This window comes from Pseudomonas sp. Pse1 (assembly GCF_024519635.1).
Lineage (GTDB): Bacteria > Pseudomonadota > Gammaproteobacteria > Pseudomonadales > Pseudomonadaceae > Aquipseudomonas.
Genome location: NZ_JALJRO010000008.1, coordinates 262,158 through 278,640 on the forward strand (window position 1 = coordinate 262,158; position 16,483 = coordinate 278,640).

At 59.8% G+C, this 16,483-nt stretch carries 16 protein-coding genes; 13 read left to right on the forward strand and 3 right to left on the reverse strand.

Going from position 1 to position 16,483, the window contains the following annotated elements; genetic code table 11:
• Positions 1-129 precede the first annotated feature (129 nt).
• From NR126_RS14890 to NR126_RS14905, 4 genes are read left to right on the forward strand one after another with little or no spacing between them, the layout of a single operon-like run.
• Entirely contained in the window at positions 130-1,017 is an 888-nt protein-coding gene (locus tag NR126_RS14890; RefSeq protein WP_105755839.1) for a hemin ABC transporter substrate-binding protein, read from the forward strand.
• A gap of 50 nt (positions 1,018-1,067) precedes the next feature.
• Entirely contained in the window at positions 1,068-2,051 is a 984-nt protein-coding gene (locus NR126_RS14895; protein ID WP_177433281.1) for an iron ABC transporter permease, read from the forward strand.
• Positions 2,051-2,818, forward strand: coding sequence for a heme ABC transporter ATP-binding protein (locus NR126_RS14900; RefSeq protein ID WP_027617899.1), 768 nt, complete (start codon positions 2,051-2,053; stop codon positions 2,816-2,818). The genes NR126_RS14895 and NR126_RS14900 overlap by 1 nt, the downstream gene beginning before the upstream one ends.
• 9 nt (positions 2,819-2,827) lie before the next feature.
• Positions 2,828-3,676, forward strand: a complete 849-nt coding sequence (locus tag NR126_RS14905; RefSeq protein ID WP_027617900.1) for a ChaN family lipoprotein — start codon at positions 2,828-2,830, stop codon at positions 3,674-3,676.
• 256 nt (positions 3,677-3,932) lie between these two features.
• Here NR126_RS14905 and NR126_RS14910 read toward each other — a convergent pair whose 3' ends face one another.
• From NR126_RS14910 to NR126_RS14920, 3 genes are all read right to left on the reverse strand, one after another.
• Complete coding sequence (locus tag NR126_RS14910; RefSeq protein WP_016773175.1) at positions 3,933-4,205, reverse strand: TfoX/Sxy family protein; 273 nt, start codon at positions 4,203-4,205, stop codon at positions 3,933-3,935.
• A gap of 201 nt (positions 4,206-4,406) precedes the next feature.
• Positions 4,407-4,751, reverse strand: a complete 345-nt coding sequence (locus NR126_RS14915; RefSeq protein WP_027617901.1) for a pentapeptide repeat-containing protein — start codon at positions 4,749-4,751, stop codon at positions 4,407-4,409.
• 90 nt (positions 4,752-4,841) lie between these two features.
• Positions 4,842-6,398 carry a bifunctional aminoglycoside phosphotransferase/ATP-binding protein gene (locus NR126_RS14920; protein WP_027617902.1) on the reverse strand — a complete coding sequence of 519 codons (1,557 nt, stop codon included), beginning with the start codon at positions 6,396-6,398 and terminating at the stop codon, positions 4,842-4,844.
• A gap of 117 nt (positions 6,399-6,515) precedes the next feature.
• On the opposite strand from NR126_RS14920, the gene mrcB reads away from it, so the two are divergent.
• The 9 genes from mrcB (at position 6,516) to msrQ (ending at position 16,403) form a co-directional block, all read left to right on the forward strand.
• Complete coding sequence (mrcB, locus tag NR126_RS14925; protein ID WP_027617903.1) at positions 6,516-8,840, forward strand: penicillin-binding protein 1B; 2,325 nt, start codon at positions 6,516-6,518, stop codon at positions 8,838-8,840.
• 16 nt (positions 8,841-8,856) lie between these two features.
• Positions 8,857-9,606: a tetratricopeptide repeat protein gene (locus NR126_RS14930; protein ID WP_027617904.1), complete on the forward strand. Its 750-nt coding sequence runs from the start codon at positions 8,857-8,859 to the stop codon at positions 9,604-9,606.
• Complete coding sequence (locus NR126_RS14935) at positions 9,606-9,941, forward strand: YqcC family protein (protein ID WP_027617905.1); 336 nt, start codon at positions 9,606-9,608, stop codon at positions 9,939-9,941. Before NR126_RS14930 ends, NR126_RS14935 begins: the two co-directional genes overlap by 1 nt.
• Positions 9,942-10,422: 481 nt before the next feature.
• Positions 10,423-12,147 carry an acetolactate synthase 3 large subunit gene (locus NR126_RS14940; protein WP_027617906.1) on the forward strand — a complete coding sequence of 575 codons (1,725 nt, stop codon included), beginning with the start codon at positions 10,423-10,425 and terminating at the stop codon, positions 12,145-12,147.
• 2 nt (positions 12,148-12,149) lie between these two features.
• Positions 12,150-12,641 (forward strand): acetolactate synthase small subunit, encoded by a 492-nt coding sequence (ilvN, locus tag NR126_RS14945; RefSeq protein WP_003205610.1) that lies wholly within the window; start codon positions 12,150-12,152, stop codon positions 12,639-12,641.
• A 45-nt stretch (positions 12,642-12,686) separates the two neighbouring features.
• Positions 12,687-13,703, forward strand: a complete 1,017-nt coding sequence (gene ilvC, locus NR126_RS14950; protein WP_007909969.1) for a ketol-acid reductoisomerase — start codon at positions 12,687-12,689, stop codon at positions 13,701-13,703.
• Positions 13,704-13,848: 145 nt separating this feature from the next.
• Positions 13,849-14,706: a CDP-diacylglycerol--serine O-phosphatidyltransferase gene (pssA, locus tag NR126_RS14955; protein ID WP_027617907.1), complete on the forward strand. Its 858-nt coding sequence runs from the start codon at positions 13,849-13,851 to the stop codon at positions 14,704-14,706.
• A gap of 63 nt (positions 14,707-14,769) precedes the next feature.
• Positions 14,770-15,783, forward strand: a complete 1,014-nt coding sequence (gene msrP, locus NR126_RS14960) for a protein-methionine-sulfoxide reductase catalytic subunit MsrP (RefSeq protein ID WP_105755836.1) — start codon at positions 14,770-14,772, stop codon at positions 15,781-15,783.
• The gene (gene msrQ, locus NR126_RS14965) at positions 15,783-16,403 is read left to right on the forward strand and encodes a protein-methionine-sulfoxide reductase heme-binding subunit MsrQ (protein ID WP_105755835.1); all 621 of its coding nucleotides are present in this window, start codon (positions 15,783-15,785) and stop codon (positions 16,401-16,403) included. The genes msrP and msrQ overlap by 1 nt, the downstream gene beginning before the upstream one ends.
• Positions 16,404-16,483: the final 80 nt, after the last annotated feature.

Consider the following 16,483-nt stretch of genomic DNA (forward strand, 5'->3'; position numbering starts at 1 on the left):
AGTGCGCTGGTTAGCAAATGTGTCTGTGCTTGACGTTCAAATGCTAACAATTATCAAATGCCGGATTCGCCCGGGCGTACAAACGACGCCGGTCATTGTGTGGGAAATCTCCTTAAAGGAAACCCTGTTATGCGCCTGAGTACCAGCGCTATTGCGCTCTGTGTCGGACTTCTGGTCAATCATGTGGCCGCAGCCGCCGAATTGCCGCAACGCTGGGTCAGTGCCGGGGGCGCGCTGTCGGAATGGGTCAGCGCCTTGGGCGGCGAATCTAAACTGGTGGGCGTCGATACTACGAGCCAGCACCCTGAATCGATTAAGGCCTTGCCGAGCATTGGTTATCAACGACAACTCTCGGCTGAAGGCGTATTGAGTTTGCGCCCGCAAATTCTGATCGGCACCGAAGAAATGGGCCCGCCGCCCGTGGTATCGCAGATTCGTACCGCAGGAGTTCAGGTCGAGTTGTTCTCGGCGCAAGCGGACCTGCCAACCCTGGAAAACACCCTGAAGCACTTGGGCCGTTTGCTCGGTAACGAGGCGCAGGCCATGACCCTGTTCCAGCGTTATCAACAGCAACTCGAGGAGCGCAAGGCCTGGGTCAGTCAGGCTCAGGCTCGTCAGAAAGCCCCAGGTGTCCTGCTATTGCTGGGTCACGCCGGGGGTAAGCCATTGATTGCTGGCAAGGACACCGCTGCCGATTGGCTACTGCAGCAGGCGGGTGGTCATAACCTGGCAACCCATAGCGGCTACAAGCCGTTCTCCGTCGAATCCCTGGCCGGTTTGGCGCCGGATGTGCTGGTGTTTTCCGACCGGGCGCTGACCGGCGATGCCGCGCGCGCGGCGTTGTTCAAACAGAATCCGATCCTCGCCTCGACGCCAGCGGCCAAGGCAGGGCGGGTGCTGGAGCTGGATCCGACATTGTTGGTTGGTGGACTTGGACCGCGACTGCCGCAGAGCCTGGTCAAGCTGTCTGCAGGCTTCTATCCGGCTGAGCCCGTCAAGGCCGCCGCCACTCAATGACCACTCTGGTGAAACCACGTTCGCTGTTTATCGGGCTCAGCCTGCTGTGGTTGCTGGCGATCTGGTTATCGCTGGCTCTCGGCCCGGTCAGCCTACCGCTGATGGACACGATGCGCGCGGCCTTGCGCCTGGTGGGTCTGCCGATTGCCGCTCAAGGCCTGGAGCAGGCGGAATTGATCCTTGGCCAGATTCGCCTGCCGCGCACCTTGCTCGGGCTGGCGGTCGGCGGTGTGTTGGCGCTTTCCGGCGTGGCCATGCAGGGGCTGTTTCGTAACCCGCTGGCGGATCCCGGTCTGGTGGGTGTATCCAGTGGCGCCGCCTTGGGTGCAGCCATTGCGATTGTCGGTGGCTCGTTGTTGGGTGGCCTGCCTGAGGCGCTCGGCCCCTATCTACTGTCGATCTGTGCTTTCCTTGGTGGCCTGGCAGTGACGGCGCTGGTCTATCGATTGGGGCGGCGCAACGGCCAGACCAACGTTGCAACGATGTTGCTTGCAGGCATCGCCCTGACGGCCCTGGCCGGCTCTGCGGTGGGTTTGTTTACGTACCTGGCGGACGATGCCACGTTACGCACCTTGACCTTCTGGAATCTCGGCAGTCTGAACGGCGCCAGTTATGAGCGCCTGTGGCCGTTGCTGCTGGTGACTGCCGGGGTGGCGTTGTGGTTGCCGCGTCGAGCGAAGGCGCTGAACGCCCTGTTGCTCGGCGAGTCGGAGGCTAGCCACTTGGGCATTAACGTCGAGCGGCTCAAGCGTGAGCTCGTGTTCTGCACGGCGCTGGGAGTGGGGGCAGCCGTTGCGGCGGCGGGGATGATCGGTTTTGTCGGGTTGGTGGTGCCGCACTTGGTGCGCCTGCTGGCCGGGCCTGATCATCGGGTGCTGTTGCCAGCCTCGATTCTTGCTGGCGGCAGTCTGCTGCTGTTCGCCGATTTGCTGGCACGTTTGGCGCTGGCCCCGGCCGAGTTGCCGATCGGTATCGTCACCGCCTTTATCGGCGCACCGTTCTTTCTGTTTTTACTACTCAGAGGTCGCGCCTGATGCTTCGGGTAGAAAATCTGCAGATCAGCCGTGGGCGCAAGATTGTCCTGGCCGATCTCAACCTGGAATTACGCCCAGGCGAGGTCCTGGGGGTGCTTGGGCCCAATGGTGCCGGCAAAAGTACTTTGCTCGGCGCGTTGTGCGGCGAGTTGCGTGCCGACCAGGGAAAGGTCCTGCTGGATCAGCGGCAGATTGGTGAGTGGGAAGGGGCGCATCGGGCTCAGCGCCTGGCCGTGCTGCCGCAGACCTCGACCCTGGACTTCGCCTTCAGCGTCGAAGAAGTCGTCGGCATGGGCCGTTTGCCACACCAAACCGGGCGCCAGAGGGATGAAGAAGTCATTGCAGCGGCTTTGCACGCTGCCGATGTCGGGCATCTGACGGGGCGCCGCTACACCGCGTTGTCGGGCGGTGAGCGTCAGCGGGTGCACCTGGCGCGAGTGCTGGCGCAGCTTTGGCCTGGAGAGGCAGGGCAGACGTTACTGCTGGATGAACCGACCTCAATGCTCGACCCGCTACACCAGCACACGACCCTGCAAGCGGTGCGTGCCTTTGCCGATCACGGTGCTGCCGTGCTCGTGATTCTGCACGATCTGAATCTGGCGGCGCGCTACTGTGATCGCATTCTGCTCCTGGATAACGGACGTCCCCATGCACTGGATACACCGCAGCAAGTGCTGCGTCCCGAATCGCTCAAGGCGGTGTTCGGGCTGGATGTGTTGGTGCAGGCGCACCCGGAGCGTGGGCATCCGCTGATCATTGCTCGTTGAGGTGATTTTATGCGTGCATTCGTATTTGTCGTGGGTTTGCTGCTGTCCGCTTGCCAAAGCGTGATAGCGCCTGTCGAGAACCAGCCTGGCGGCGAGATTGTCGATTTGCGCAGCGGTCAGGTAATGAGCGCGCACGAACTGCTCGAGCGTCTGGCGGGCGCACCCCGGGTGATCGTCGGTGAGCAACATGACAATCCCGAGCATCATCAAGTGCAACTGTGGTTGTTGCAGGCGTTGGCTGAACGACGGTCGCAAGGCAGCCTGCTGCTGGAAATGCTCACTGAAGATCAACAGGCCGCTGTCGATGGCGTGCACGCAACGGACACTCGGCAATGGCCGGAGGACTTGCCGCAGGCGCTGGCCTGGCAGTCAGGGTGGGACTGGAGCCTCTATGGACCGATTATTCGCTACGCCCTGACGCAACCTTATCCGTTGCTGGCAGCCAACCTGACCAGGGTCCAGATCGGACAAATCTACCGTCAGCCGCCAGTTATGGAGGGGGAGCGATCGACTGCGCCCGCCGTCAGCGAGAGGTTATTGACGCAAATTCGCCAGTCGCACTGCGCAATGTTGCCCGAAAGCCAGATGGCCCCGATGCTCGCTGTACAGCAGCAGCGTGATCGGCATATGGCCGAGCGCTTGCTGGCAGCACCCGCCCCGGCGATGCTGTTGGCCGGGGCCTATCACGCTCGCCTGGATATTGGCGTGCCTCTGCATGTACAGGACCTCGGGGCACAGGCGCCGCTGGTGCTGATCCTGGCGCAGAAGGGCGACGTACTCGACTCTGGTTCGGCGGATTACGCGTGGTACACGGCTGCCCGGCCAGCCCCCGACTATTGCGCGCAAATGCGCCAGTGATATCAGTGTACAGATCAAATTTCAGGCAAAAAAAGACCCGGCAAGAGCCGGGTCAAATAACCGTGATTAGCCTGATGAGGAGATAATCTGAGAGTCCGAACCAAGGGCCTTTCAGAAGATCGACTGATCTCGCGACCAGTTGTGATAATCATAACGATTCTCATTTCCATGTCAACGAGTCTTTTCAAAATTCTTTTGATTTCGCCAAACGTTTGTTTGAATCACCGCTGGAAGCCCCGATTAACCGCAGCCTTGATCAGTTCTTGTGGCGCGCTGAAATAGCCTCAAGTTGTTTGTTCAAGGCATCCTTGCGCTCGGCCGGTATGTCATTCCAGTGCACGTCCATCAATGCACCCTCAATGGCGTACAGCAGCACCTTCGACGCGCGAAATCCGCGCGTGCGTACTGCCCTGTAAGCATCCACCGCCCCCAGACGGCGCAAATCCGAGGCGCTGTGAATGCCGACGGCATGCAGCCATTGCGCAGATGTCTTGCCAAGGTTTTTCAGATGTTGCAGTTCGTCATTCATCAAGCCTCCTTGCGACGGGCGAAGAGTGCGTTGGGGCGGACCTTTGAGGAGTGTAGCGGTCAGCAGGAAAAGCGTGGTTCTTTGGGCGAATCGAACGCAAATGCTTCTAAGGCGATGTGCCAGATGGTGCTGCGCAGGACGTCGGTGAGATGCAATGGGTCCGGCGACTAGGGTGGCGCCGGACGCTGCTTGGGGAAGGGGTTAGCGGGTGCGGTAGCGCAGGCGGGTGCCGAAATTCATCGACATGAGAATCTCGTCGGCTGAAAGTTCTGCCGGGAAAAACGCACCGGAGATTTGCGCATGAGCCAGGCTGGCGCCCTCAAGGGATGCGCCGCGAAAATCGATGCCGCGCAGATCGGCAGAGCGGAAGTAGGCGTCGCGAAAGTCGATGCCTTCGGCGTTCAATGTGCGTAGATCAAGGCCGCGGAAGTCACCGCCGACCATGTCGATGGGGCCTTGCGGTGGACGTTCGCGGTTAAATCCATCGATATCGTCTTTGTGCAGCAGGGCGTAGAGGGGGGTATCGAGCAGTTTGGGCTGGCTCATGGGGCGTCATCCGTTGATTTTATGACGCCAGTATAGTGCCACTGTCTGGTGGGCGTGAGGTCTGTCGCGACCTCACGCCGCTCCTCGAACTTACAGCCCCGGCAGGCGCTGGCGAATCTGCGCCACGACGGTGTCCAGGGTTCCGCTTTCATTGGTCTGTACGCGCTTGCTGCAGAGAATCTCTGCTGGCGTCAGGGCCTCGCGGTTGGCTTGTTGGTCGGCAATCACGGCCAGCGTGGCATCGGATGGATCGTTCTGCTCGGCCCGGCGCTGGGCCAGCCAGCTCTCGATCACCGCTTGCGGCGCATTGCAATCGAGGATCAGGAATGGCGCGCCCTTGGCCTCGGCGATTTGCGCAGCGCTGTCGCGTTGATCGCGTTTCAGGTAAGTCGCATCGATCACTACCGGGAAACCGGCGTGCAGGATGACCCCGGCGATTTCATGCAGGTGCGCATAGGTAGCGGCGCTGGCGTCTGCACTGTAGATGCCAGCGTGTGGCTCGTTGGCGACTTGCTGTACGCCGAACAAACGCTTGCGTTCGACATCGGAGCGCAGGCGAATGGCACCCAGGGCTTCAACCAGGCGCATGGCGACGTGGCTTTTGCCAACGGCAGAGACACCGTGGGTAATCGCCATGAAGCGCGACGGAATGGTGCTGTAGCTTTCCGCCAGGTTGGCGTAGTTGCGGTACTGGCGCAGGGTAGTGGCGCGCTGCACGGCACTGGCTTCCGCCGGCATGCTGAACAGGCTGACTTTGGCACGTACCAGGGCACGGTAGGCTTTATAGAAATTCAGCAGTTCCAGGCCCTGGTAGTCGCCGGTCAGTTCCAGGTACTGGCTCATGAAGCGTCGAGCGAGGCTCTTCAGGCCTCGGTCTTCCAGGTCCATGGCGAGGAAGCCGGTGTCGGCGTAGACATCGGTGAAGCGAAACGGCTCGTTGAACTCGATGCAGTCGAAAATCACCACGTTGCCATCGATCAGGGTGGCGTTGCCCAAGTGGATGTCACCGTGGCATTCGCGAATGAAGCCTTCCGCCTTGCGCTGGGCCAGCAACGGCTTCAGGCGCTCGAAGCTGCTTTCTGCCCAGGCTTGCAGGGCGTCGAGTTGCAGCAGATCGGTCTTGTCGTTGAGGAATGGACGAATCTGTTCGAAATTTTGCCGCACTGGCGCCATGACGCTGTCCGGGGTTCCCGCTTCGTGTTCGGCGGGAACACGAGGCGCCTCGAGGTGGAAGCGGGCGATTTGCTCGGCCATCGCATCGATGTGTGCGGTGGTCAATTCGCCGTTGGCTTGCAAGGTGCTGAGCAACTGGCTCTGAGGGAACTGGCGCATTTTCAGGGCATAGTCGAGCACCGGACCGTTGCCGCCGAGTTGTGGCGCCTCGACACTGCCGGTGATCGGCAGCACTTCCAGGTACAGGTCCTGGGTCAGGCGCTGGTTGAGGCGCAACTCTTCGCCACAGAAATGCTCGCGGGCGTCGAGGGCGGTGAAGTCGAGGAAGCCGAAATTCACCGGCTTCTTCACTTTATAAGCATAGGGGCCGGTGAGCAGCACCCAGGAGATGTGCGTCTCGATGACCTGGAATCCCTCTACCGGATGAGGGTATAGGGCCGGGTTTTGCAGGGCAGCGATCAGGGATTGGCTCACGGGCGATCCTTCAGAGTCTGGAAAAATTCAAGGGCGCCATTATGGCCGCATGCGGGGCCAACGCAAACCTCGCCGGGCTCATGTTGATCAGGAATAAAGTGCGTATAATCCGCCGCCATGACTCGTACCCGATCTCCCCGTACTGCAAAAAAACGTCCCTCCAATGGCCTGCGGCCTTGGCTAGGCTGGGCTCTGAAGCTCGGTTTGGTCGGCCTCGTGGTGCTGGCAGGCTTTGCCGTTTATCTCGATGCCGTGGTGCAGGAGAAGTTCTCCGGCAAGCGCTGGACCATCCCGGCCAAGGTTTACGCCCGCCCGCTGGAACTGTTCGTCGGACAGAAGCTGAGCAAGGACGACTTTCTCACCGAGCTCGATGCCCTGGGCTATCGCCGTGAAAGCGTGGCCAATGGTCCTGGCGCGGCTTCGGTCAACGGTAATACCGTCGACTTGAACACCCGCGGCTTCCAGTTCTATGAAGGCATGGAGCAGGCGCAACCGGTGCGCGTGCGCTTCTCTGGTGATTACGTAGCCGGGCTGACGGCGACCAACGGCTCGAAGCTCTCGGTGGTACGCCTTGAACCCCTGCTGATCGGCGGCCTGTACCCGAAAAACCTCGAGGACCGGATCCTGATCAAGATCGATCAGGTGCCACCGTTCCTCCTGGAAACCCTGGTGGCCGTGGAAGACCGCGATTTCTACAGCCACTTCGGCGTATCACCGAAATCGATTGCGCGGGCAGTGTGGGTCAACACCTCGGCCGGACAGATGCGCCAGGGCGGCAGTACCCTGACCCAGCAACTGGTGAAGAACTTCTACCTGACCAACGAGCGCAGCCTCAGCCGCAAGCTGACGGAAGCGATGATGGCCTTGCTGCTTGAGCTGCATTACGACAAGCGCGAAATCCTCGAGGCTTACCTCAACGAGGTGTTTGTCGGTCAGGATGGCCAGCGGGCGGTGCACGGTTTCGGCCTCGCCAGCCAGTTCTTCTTCAGCCAGCCATTGTCCGAACTCAAGCTGCATCAGGTGGCGCTGCTGGTGGGCATGGTCAAGGGGCCGTCCTACTACAACCCGCGGCGCTACCCGGAGCGCGCGCTTGAGCGGCGCAACCTGGTCCTCGACCTGCTGGAGCAGCAAGGCGTGGCCACGGCCGAACAGGTCGCGGCGGCGAAGAAAATGCCACTGGGCGTGACCAAGCGCGGCAGCCTGGCGGACAGCTCGTTCCCCGGCTTCCTTGATCTGGTCAAGCGCCAACTGCGCGAGGATTATCGCGACGAAGACTTGACCGAAGAGGGGCTGCGGATCTTCACCAGCTTCGATCCGATCCTGCAGATGAAGGCCGAGGCGTCGGTCAACGACACCTTCAAGCGTCTTGCCGGGCGCAAGGGTTCCGAGGAAGTTGAAGCGGCCATGGTGGTGACCAATCCGGAAACCGGTGAAGTCCAGGCGATGATTGGCAGCCGACAGGCCGGTTTTGCCGGGTTCAACCGGGCGCTGGATGCGGTGCGGCCGATTGGCTCGTTGATCAAGCCGGCGGTGTATCTGACCGCACTGGAGAAGCCGAGCCAGTACACCTTGACCAGCTGGTTGTCGGACGAAGCCTTCTCGGTGAAGGGCGCTGATGGGCAGGTGTGGAAGCCGCAGAACTATGATCGCCGCTCCCACGGCACTGTATTCCTGTATCAGGGCCTGGCTCATTCCTACAACCTCTCGACCGCGCGCCTGGGTCTGGAAGTGGGTGTGCCGAACGTCTTGAAGACCCTCGGTCGACTGGGTGTCACCCGTGAGTTCCCGGCGTTCCCGTCGATGTTGCTGGGTGCGGGTGGGCTGACCCCGATTGAAGTGGCAACCATGTACCAGACCCTGGCCAACGGTGGTTTCAATACGCCGATGCGCGGGATTCGCAGCGTGCTGACTGCAGAAGGTGAGCCGCTCAAGCGTTATCCGTTCCAGATTCAGCAGCGTTTCGACCCGGCGTCCATCTATCTGATCCAGAGCGCCATGCAGCGGGTTATGCGTGAAGGCACCGGTAGTTCGGTTTATAACGTGCTGCCCAAGACCCTGACCCTGGCGGGCAAGACCGGTACCAGTAACGATTCTCGGGACAGTTGGTTCGCCGGCTTCAGCCAGGATCTGCTGGCGGTGGTGTGGCTGGGGCGTGACGACAATGGCAAGACGCCGTTCACCGGTGCCACCGGTGCGCTGCAGGTCTGGACCAGTTTCATGCGCAAGGCCGACCCGTTGCCGCTGGATATGCCGCAGCCGGACAACATCGTTCAGGCCTGGGTCGATTCGCGGACCGGGCAGGGCTCGGATGCGAGTTGCCCGGGCGCGGTGCAGATGCCGTATATTCGCGGCAGCGAGCCGCCTCCCGGCACCGCCTGCGGCGGCTCTGAGCCCGCCACTGGCGAATCGGTGATGGATTGGGTCAAGGGCTGGATGAATTAAGCAAAGAGGGTTTCAAGTGAACAAGTGGTTTATTCCAGCGATGACGGTGACCGCCCTGGCGTTGCTCAGCGGCTGTTCCACTGTGCAGCAAGGTTCGATTCCGGTGGTCGACTCCGGTACCGCGGTGTCCAACAGCGAGCGGCTCTCTGCCAATGGCGGCTTCCGTAAAACCACGGTGACCCGTCCCGCGCAGGCACAGACCCAGGCGATTCCCCAGGGCGATAGCGGTGTCGTGGTGATGATTCCTGGCGCAGGGGCGACCACGTCGACGCCGATCAGCACCCAGCCGATCACGCCGGGTCCGATCAGCTCAGGTCCGATTACCCCGGGTCCGGTCGATAGCGGCCCACTGACCCCGAGCACCAGTTACAGCATGCCGTCGACGCCAAGCGGCATCCCGTCGGCCAGCAATGCAAGTGGCGGGTTGTCCGCCGATGAGCAACTGGATGGCCCGGTCCTGGCGTTGCTTACGACTGCACAACAGCAGCAGGCCGGCGGCGACCTCAATGGGGCGTCGTCCAGTCTTGAGCGTGCCCAGCGTGTGGCCCCGCGTGAACCGCAGGTGCTCTACCGCCTGGCGCAAGTGCGCATGGCTCAGGGCGACGCGCCCCAGGCCGAGCAGTTCGCCCGTCGTGGCCTGACGCTGGCCAACGGCCGTCCTGACCTGCAGGCGAGCCTGTGGGGTTTGATCGCCCAGGCTCGCGAGCAGCAGGGTGATGCTGCTGGTGCTGCCCAGGCCCGCCAGAAGGCCAAGGTTACCTTGTGATGAACGACCGTTTTCCGAAGATCGCCGATCAATTGCTGTTGATCGAGCGTGAATTGCGTGTCCAAGGCTGGTGGGACGAGGTTTCGCCCAGCGCCGAGGCCTTGTCCAGTGTCGAACCGTTCTCGGTCGATACCCTGGACTTCGAGCAGTGGCTGCAGTGGATCTTCCTGCCCCGCATGAAGATGATTCTGGAGCAGGATCTGCCGCTGCCGAATGCCTCGGGGATTCAGGAGATGGCCGAAATGGTCTTCGCCAGTCGCAACCTTGGCGGCAAGGATCGTCAACTGCAGGTGCTGCTCAAAGAATTTGACCTGCTCATCAGCGCCTCCCGTTGATGCGAACACTGCCGGTGCAGGCCGGCAGTGACCGTTCGTCTCCCCAAAAATCCCCTCTGCTGACAGCTGGCGCTGCGTTCGCATGCCAATTTCTTGCCAAAACTGCGCAATCCAACTGATCTGACCTCGCGTTTGGCGATTTTTTCTTGCGTTCTCATGTGCTTAGTTCGAATTAGGCACATTGACAGCTTGACTTGCAGAGGGCGAAACAGAAGAATCCAAAGTCCGCTGTAGAGGGACTGCCAGAAGCAGGCCCGCTCAGCAGATCATGAGGCGCATATCCGCGCCGACCTGTTACACCCGCAACGCGTTACCTCGCGCTGGGTGGGAAAGTCCCGCAACACTTGGGACGCTCCCAATACTTGCTCAGTCAGTGCTGACGTAGTCGGCGACCACCGTCGCTCATGCTCTGCTGAGAAGTAAACCTATTAAGACCCGTCCCCGATGTGGGCGGTATTCTGGCGTTTTAGAGGTGAACAACGTGGAGCTTTTATCTGGCGGTGAGATGCTCGTCCGCTTTTTGCGTGACGAAGGCGTCAAATATATTTACGGGTACCCGGGTGGTGCTCTCCTTCATGTATACGATGCCCTGTTCAAAGAACCGGAAGTGACTCACATCCTGGTTCGTCACGAGCAGGCTGCGACCCATATGGCTGACGGCTATGCCCGTGCTACCGGTAAAGCCGGCGTAGTACTGGTGACTTCCGGCCCGGGCGCAACCAACGCCATCACCGGTATCGCCACGGCCTACATGGACTCCATTCCGATGGTGATCATTTCCGGTCAGGTGCCCAGCACCATGGTCGGCACCGATGCATTCCAGGAAACCGACATGATCGGTATCTCCCGGCCGATCGTGAAACACAGCTTCATGATCAAGCATGCGTCGGAAATCCCGGAAGTCATGAAGAAAGCCTTCTACCTGGCGCAATCCGGTCGTCCTGGTCCTGTCGTTGTCGATATCCCGAAAGACATGACCAACCCGGCCGAGAAGTTCGAATACATCTTCCCGAAAAAAGCCAAGCTGCGTTCCTACAGCCCAGCGGTTCGTGGTCACTCCGGGCAAATCCGCAAGGCAGCCGAAATGCTCCTGGCGGCCAAGCGTCCTGTGTTGTACGCAGGTGGCGGCGTGATCCTCGGTGGTGGCTCCGCGCCGCTGACCGAACTGGCCCAAATGCTCAACCTGCCAGTGACCAATACCTTGATGGGCCTGGGCGCCTATCCGGGAACTGACCGTCAGTTCATCGGCATGCTCGGCATGCACGGCAGCTACACCGCCAACCTGACCATGCACCATGCCGACGTGATCCTCGCCGTCGGTGCGCGTTTTGATGACCGTGTGATCAACGGCCCGGCGAAGTTCTGCCCGAATGCCAAGATCATTCACATCGACATCGACCCGGCATCGATCTCCAAGACCATCAAGGCCGACGTGCCAATCGTGGGTCCGGTGGAGAGTGTCCTGACCGAAATGGTCACGATCCTCAAGGAAATCGGCGAGACCCCGAACAAGGAAGCGGTTGCCAGTTGGTGGAAACAAGTCGACGAGTGGCGCGGTGACCGTGGCCTGTTCCCTTATGACAAGGGCGACGGTAGCGTCATCAAGCCGCAAACCGTGGTCGAGACCCTGTGCGAAGTGACCAAGGGCGATGCGTATGTTGCGTCCGACGTGGGCCAGCACCAGATGTTCGCCGCGCAGTACTACAAGTTCAACAAACCGAACCGTTGGATCAACTCCGGCGGCCTGGGCACCATGGGCTTCGGTTTTCCGGCGGCCATGGGCATTAGCCTGAGCTTCCCGGATGCAGACGTTGTCTGCGTGACCGGCGAAGGCAGTATCCAGATGAACATTCAGGAGCTGTCGACCTGCCTGCAGTACGGTTTGCCGGTCAAGATCGTGATCCTGAACAATGGTGTGCTGGGCATGGTTCGCCAGTGGCAGGACATGAGCTACGGCAGCCGTCACTCGCATTCTTACATGGAGTCGCTGCCTGACTTCGTCAAGCTGGCCGAGGCCTATGGTCACGTCGGCATGCGCATCACCGACTCGAAAGACTTGAAGTCGAAGATGGAAGAAGCGTTTGCCATGAAGGATCGCCTGGTGGTGCTCGATATTTCGGTCGACACCAGCGAGCACGTCTACCCGATGCAGATCAAAGACGGCTCCATGCGCGATATGTGGCTGAGCAAGACGGAGCGTACTTAATCATGCGGCACATTATTTCCTTGCTTCTGGAAAACGAACCCGGCGCTCTGTCTCGTGTAGTAGGGCTGTTTTCGCAGCGCAACTACAACATTGAAAGCCTGACCGTGGCGCCAACCGAAGACCCGACTCTGTCGCGTCTGACGCTGACCACCGTGGGTCATGATGAAATCATCGAGCAGATCACCAAGAACCTGAACAAGCTGATCGAAGTGGTCAAGCTGGTCGACCTGTCGGAGAGCGCTCACATCGAACGCGAACTGATGCTGGTCAAGGTTAAGGCCACCGGCGCCCAGCGCGCCGAGATCAAACGCACTACCGATATTTACCGTGGACAGATTGTCGATGTCAGCGCCAGCGTTTATACCGTTCAACTGACCGGTACCAGCGACAAGCTCGACAGCTTCATTCAGTCCATCGGCACCGCATCGATTCTGGAAACCGTCCGTAGTGGCGTGACCGGCATTGCCCGCGGCGACAAAGTACTCAGCATCTAAACCAAATTAGCGAACGGCCTGAACGGCCTGATATAGGGGAAATTCATGAAAGTTTTCTACGATAAAGACTGCGACCTGTCGATCATCCAGGGCAAGAAAGTTGCCATCATCGGTTACGGTTCCCAAGGCCACGCTCAAGCGTGCAACCTGAAAGACTCCGGCGTTGACGTTACCGTTGGCCTGCGTAAAGGCTCGGCCACCGTTGCCAAGGCTGAAGCTCACGGCCTGAAAGTGACCGACGTTGCGTCCGCTGTCGCGGCTGCCGACCTGGTCATGATCCTGACCCCGGACGAGTTCCAGTCCTCCCTGTACAAGAACGAAATCGAGCCGAACATCAAGAAAGGCGCCACCCTGGCCTTCTCCCACGGTTTCGCGATCCACTACAACCAGGTTGTGCCGCGCGCTGACCTCGACGTGATCATGATCGCGCCGAAGGCTCCAGGCCACACCGTACGTTCCGAGTTCGTGAAGGGCGGCGGTATCCCTGACCTGATCGCTATCTACCAGGACGCCTCGGGCAATGCCAAGAACGTTGCGCTGTCCTACGCAGCTGGCGTTGGTGGCGGTCGTACCGGCATCATCGAAACCACCTTCAAGGACGAGACTGAAACCGACCTGTTCGGCGAACAAGCCGTTCTGTGCGGCGGTACCGTTGAACTGGTTAAAGCCGGTTTCGAAACCCTGGTTGAAGCTGGCTACGCGCCAGAAATGGCTTACTTCGAGTGCCTGCACGAACTGAAGCTGATCGTTGACCTCATGTACGAAGGCGGTATCGCCAACATGAACTACTCGATCTCCAACAACGCCGAATACGGCGAGTACGTGACTGGCCCTGAAGTCATCAACGCTGAATCCCGCCAGGCCATGCGCAACGCTCTGAAGCGCATCCAGGACGGCGAATACGCGAAGATGTTCATCAGCGAAGGCGCTACTGGCTACCCATCGATGACCGCCAAGCGTCGCAACAACGCGGCGCACGGTATCGAAGTCATCGGCGAGCAACTGCGTTCGATGATGCCGTGGATCGGTGCCAACAAGATCGTCGACAAAGCCAAAAACTAAGTCACGATCCTGTCTGAAAAACGCGGCTTAGGCCGCGTTTTTTCGTTTGGCTGACTGGTTCTGGTATAAAGCTGCATCGTTTGCGGCGCGAACCGTTGTCGCAGACACCTGTCCAAACTTTCCACACCGTTGCAAGGTACTCTCCATGAGCGAACGTCCCGAAGAGCCAAACCAGGCTTCCGACGCCGAAAGCCTGCTGCCCATCGATGAGCACGTCGAGGAAGGGCATGACGCTGAAGGCCGAAAAGTCCGGCATCGTGGTATCTATCTTCTGCCGAATCTGTTCACCACTGCGAACCTGTTCGCAGGGTTCTACTCCATCATCAACTCGATGAGTGCACAGAGCGCCTTGAGTGCCGGTGATGCTGCCGGCGCCAGCAAATACTTTGCTTTCGCGGCAATCGCCATCTTTGTCGCCATGGTCCTCGACGGGCTTGATGGCCGCGTGGCGCGCATGACCAATACCCAGAGCGCCTTCGGTGCCGAGTACGACTCCTTGTCAGACATGGTGGCCTTCGGTGTCGCGCCGGCCTTGTTGGCTTTTGGCTGGGCATTGGGCGACATGGGCAAGGTCGGCTGGATGGTCGCCTTCATTTATGTCGCCGGTGCGGCCTTGCGTCTGGCGCGTTTCAATACTCAGGTCGGTACCGCCGACAAGCGCTACTTCATCGGCCTCGCCAGCCCGGCGGCGGCGGGTGTGGTTGCGGGTATCGTCTGGGCGTTCAGCGACTACGGCATCCAAGGTTCGAAGATGTCCTTCCTGGTTGCGCTGATGGTGGCTGCGGCCGGCATGCTGATGGTCAGTAACATCAAGTACAACAGCTTCAAGGAGCTGGACCTGAAAGGGCGCGTACCGTTCGTGGCGATCCTGGCCGTGGTGCTGGTGTTTGCGGTGGTGTTCAGTGATCCGCCGCGTATTCTGCTGCTGGTATTCCTCGCCTACGCCGCCTCCGGGCCGGCGCAATACTTGTTACACCTTCGTCGGCACAAAAAAGCCGAATGAGGTAATTTCCCCCATACTCCGCAGTCTATTGGTGCATCAGTCCTCCAATGCTGCGGAGTTGTCATGTTATTCAAATTCCCTCAGTCGTCCGACTGCCACGAGTCGGACGTCACGCCTGAATCCCTCTATCTTTCTCGTCGCCGCGTGTTGGCGGGTGCTGCCACAGCAATGGCGGTCAGCAGTCTGCCGGGCTGGGCGAGTGCTGACGATCTTGCACGCTACCCGGGCGTCGAGCCGGGTGCGGCGCCTGACTGGCTGGCGCAAAAACTGGCGGCGACTCGATGGGGCGCGGTCAAGGTCGAAGATGAAGCAATCACGCCTTACACCGACGCGACTCACTACAACAACTTCTACGAGTTCGGCGCCGACAAGGGCGATCCTGCGGCGAATGCTGGCACGCTGAAAACCGCCCCCTGGAGCGTGGTGGTGGACGGGGAGGTGGGTAAGCCGGGGCGCTATGCGTTGGAGGACTTCATCAAGCCCTATCAGTTGGAGGAGCGTATCTACCGTCTGCGTTGCGTGGAGGCCTGGTCAATGGTCATCCCCTGGATCGGTTTTCCGATATCGGCGTTGCTGACGCAGGTCGAGCCCACTTCCAAGGCCAAATACATTCGTTTTGAAACCTTGCAGGATCCCAAGAGCATGTCGGGGCAACGCTCGGGCTTTGCGTTGATCGACTGGCCTTATGTGGAAGGGCTTCGATTGGACGAGGCCATGCATCCGCTGGCGATTCTTGCGGTCGGGATGTATGGGCGGGAGTTGCCCAATCAGAACGGCGCGCCATTGCGCCTCGTCGTACCGTGGAAGTATGGCTTCAAAAGTGTGAAGTCCATCGTGCGCATCAGTCTGGTCAGCGAGCAGCCGAAAACCACCTGGCAGAGCATTGCCGCCGATGAGTACGGCTTTTATGCCAACGTTAACCCGAGTGTGGATCATCCGCGCTGGACCCAGGCGCGCGAGCGGCGGCTGCCGAGCGGTCTATTCAAGCCCAATGTGCGAGAGACCCTAATGTTCAACGGCTACGAAGGGCAGGTCGCCTCTTTATATACAGGTATGGACCTGAGGAAAAACTACTGATGCGTTTTACGCTTTGGCGAACGGCTGTGTTCGCTGTCGCGGCGGTGTGGCCGTTGCTCTGGCTTTATCAAGCCTGGAGTTCTGCCCTTGGGCCGGATCCGGGAAAAGTGCTGGTCGATCGATTGGGTTTGGGCACGCTGGTGCTGCTATTGATCACCTTGGGCATGACGCCGTTGCAAAAGCTCAGTGGCTGGCCTGGATGGATCGCGGTGCGTCGGCAGTTGGGGTTGTGGTGTTTCACTTATGTCGTGCTGCACGTGAGCGCGTACCTGGTGTTCATCCTGGGCCTGGATTGGTCGCAGTTGGGTGTGGAGTTGAGCAAGCGTCCGTACATTATTGTCGGCAGCTTGGGTTTCATCGGTTTACTGGCCTTGGCGCTGACGTCCAATCGATACAGTCAGCGGCGCCTGGGGCCTCGTTGGAAAAAATTGCATCGGCTGGTTTATGGCGTTCTCGGGCTGGGTTTGCTGCACATGTTATGGATTGTTCGGGCAGACCTTAAGGAGTGGGTAATCTATGCAACTGTTGGTGCGCTTCTATTGCTATTGCGCGTGCCTGGCATTGCTCGCCGAATCCCGCGGTTTCGGGCTAAAAGTGAGTCTTCTGCAACAAAGCTGTAATTAAGGGTTGACGGCCGATTTAATGTGTCTATAATTCGCCCCACTTCCGGCGCAGTCGAAACGGAAAACTCCTTGGTAAA

Excerpts from the sequence above, each read along its gene's own strand:
- NR126_RS14900 (WP_027617899.1), top strand. The coding sequence starts at position 2,051 with ATGCTTCGGGTAGAAAATCTGCAGATCAGCCGTGGGCGCAAGATTGTC.
- ilvN (WP_003205610.1), top strand. The coding sequence starts at position 12,150 with ATGCGGCACATTATTTCCTTGCTTCTGGAAAACGAACCCGGCGCTCTG.
- NR126_RS14915 (WP_027617901.1), bottom strand. The coding sequence starts at position 4,751 with ATGAGCCAGCCCAAACTGCTCGATACCCCCCTCTACGCCCTGCTGCAC.
- NR126_RS14910 (WP_016773175.1), bottom strand. The coding sequence starts at position 4,205 with ATGAATGACGAACTGCAACATCTGAAAAACCTTGGCAAGACATCTGCG.
- NR126_RS14935 (WP_027617905.1), top strand. The coding sequence starts at position 9,606 with ATGAACGACCGTTTTCCGAAGATCGCCGATCAATTGCTGTTGATCGAG.
- pssA (WP_027617907.1), top strand. The coding sequence starts at position 13,849 with ATGAGCGAACGTCCCGAAGAGCCAAACCAGGCTTCCGACGCCGAAAGC.
- ilvC (WP_007909969.1), top strand. The coding sequence starts at position 12,687 with ATGAAAGTTTTCTACGATAAAGACTGCGACCTGTCGATCATCCAGGGC.
- mrcB (WP_027617903.1), top strand. The coding sequence starts at position 6,516 with ATGACTCGTACCCGATCTCCCCGTACTGCAAAAAAACGTCCCTCCAAT.
- NR126_RS14905 (WP_027617900.1), top strand. The coding sequence starts at position 2,828 with ATGCGTGCATTCGTATTTGTCGTGGGTTTGCTGCTGTCCGCTTGCCAA.
- NR126_RS14890 (WP_105755839.1), top strand. The coding sequence starts at position 130 with ATGCGCCTGAGTACCAGCGCTATTGCGCTCTGTGTCGGACTTCTGGTC.
- msrP (WP_105755836.1), top strand. The coding sequence starts at position 14,770 with ATGTTATTCAAATTCCCTCAGTCGTCCGACTGCCACGAGTCGGACGTC.
- msrQ (WP_105755835.1), top strand. The coding sequence starts at position 15,783 with ATGCGTTTTACGCTTTGGCGAACGGCTGTGTTCGCTGTCGCGGCGGTG.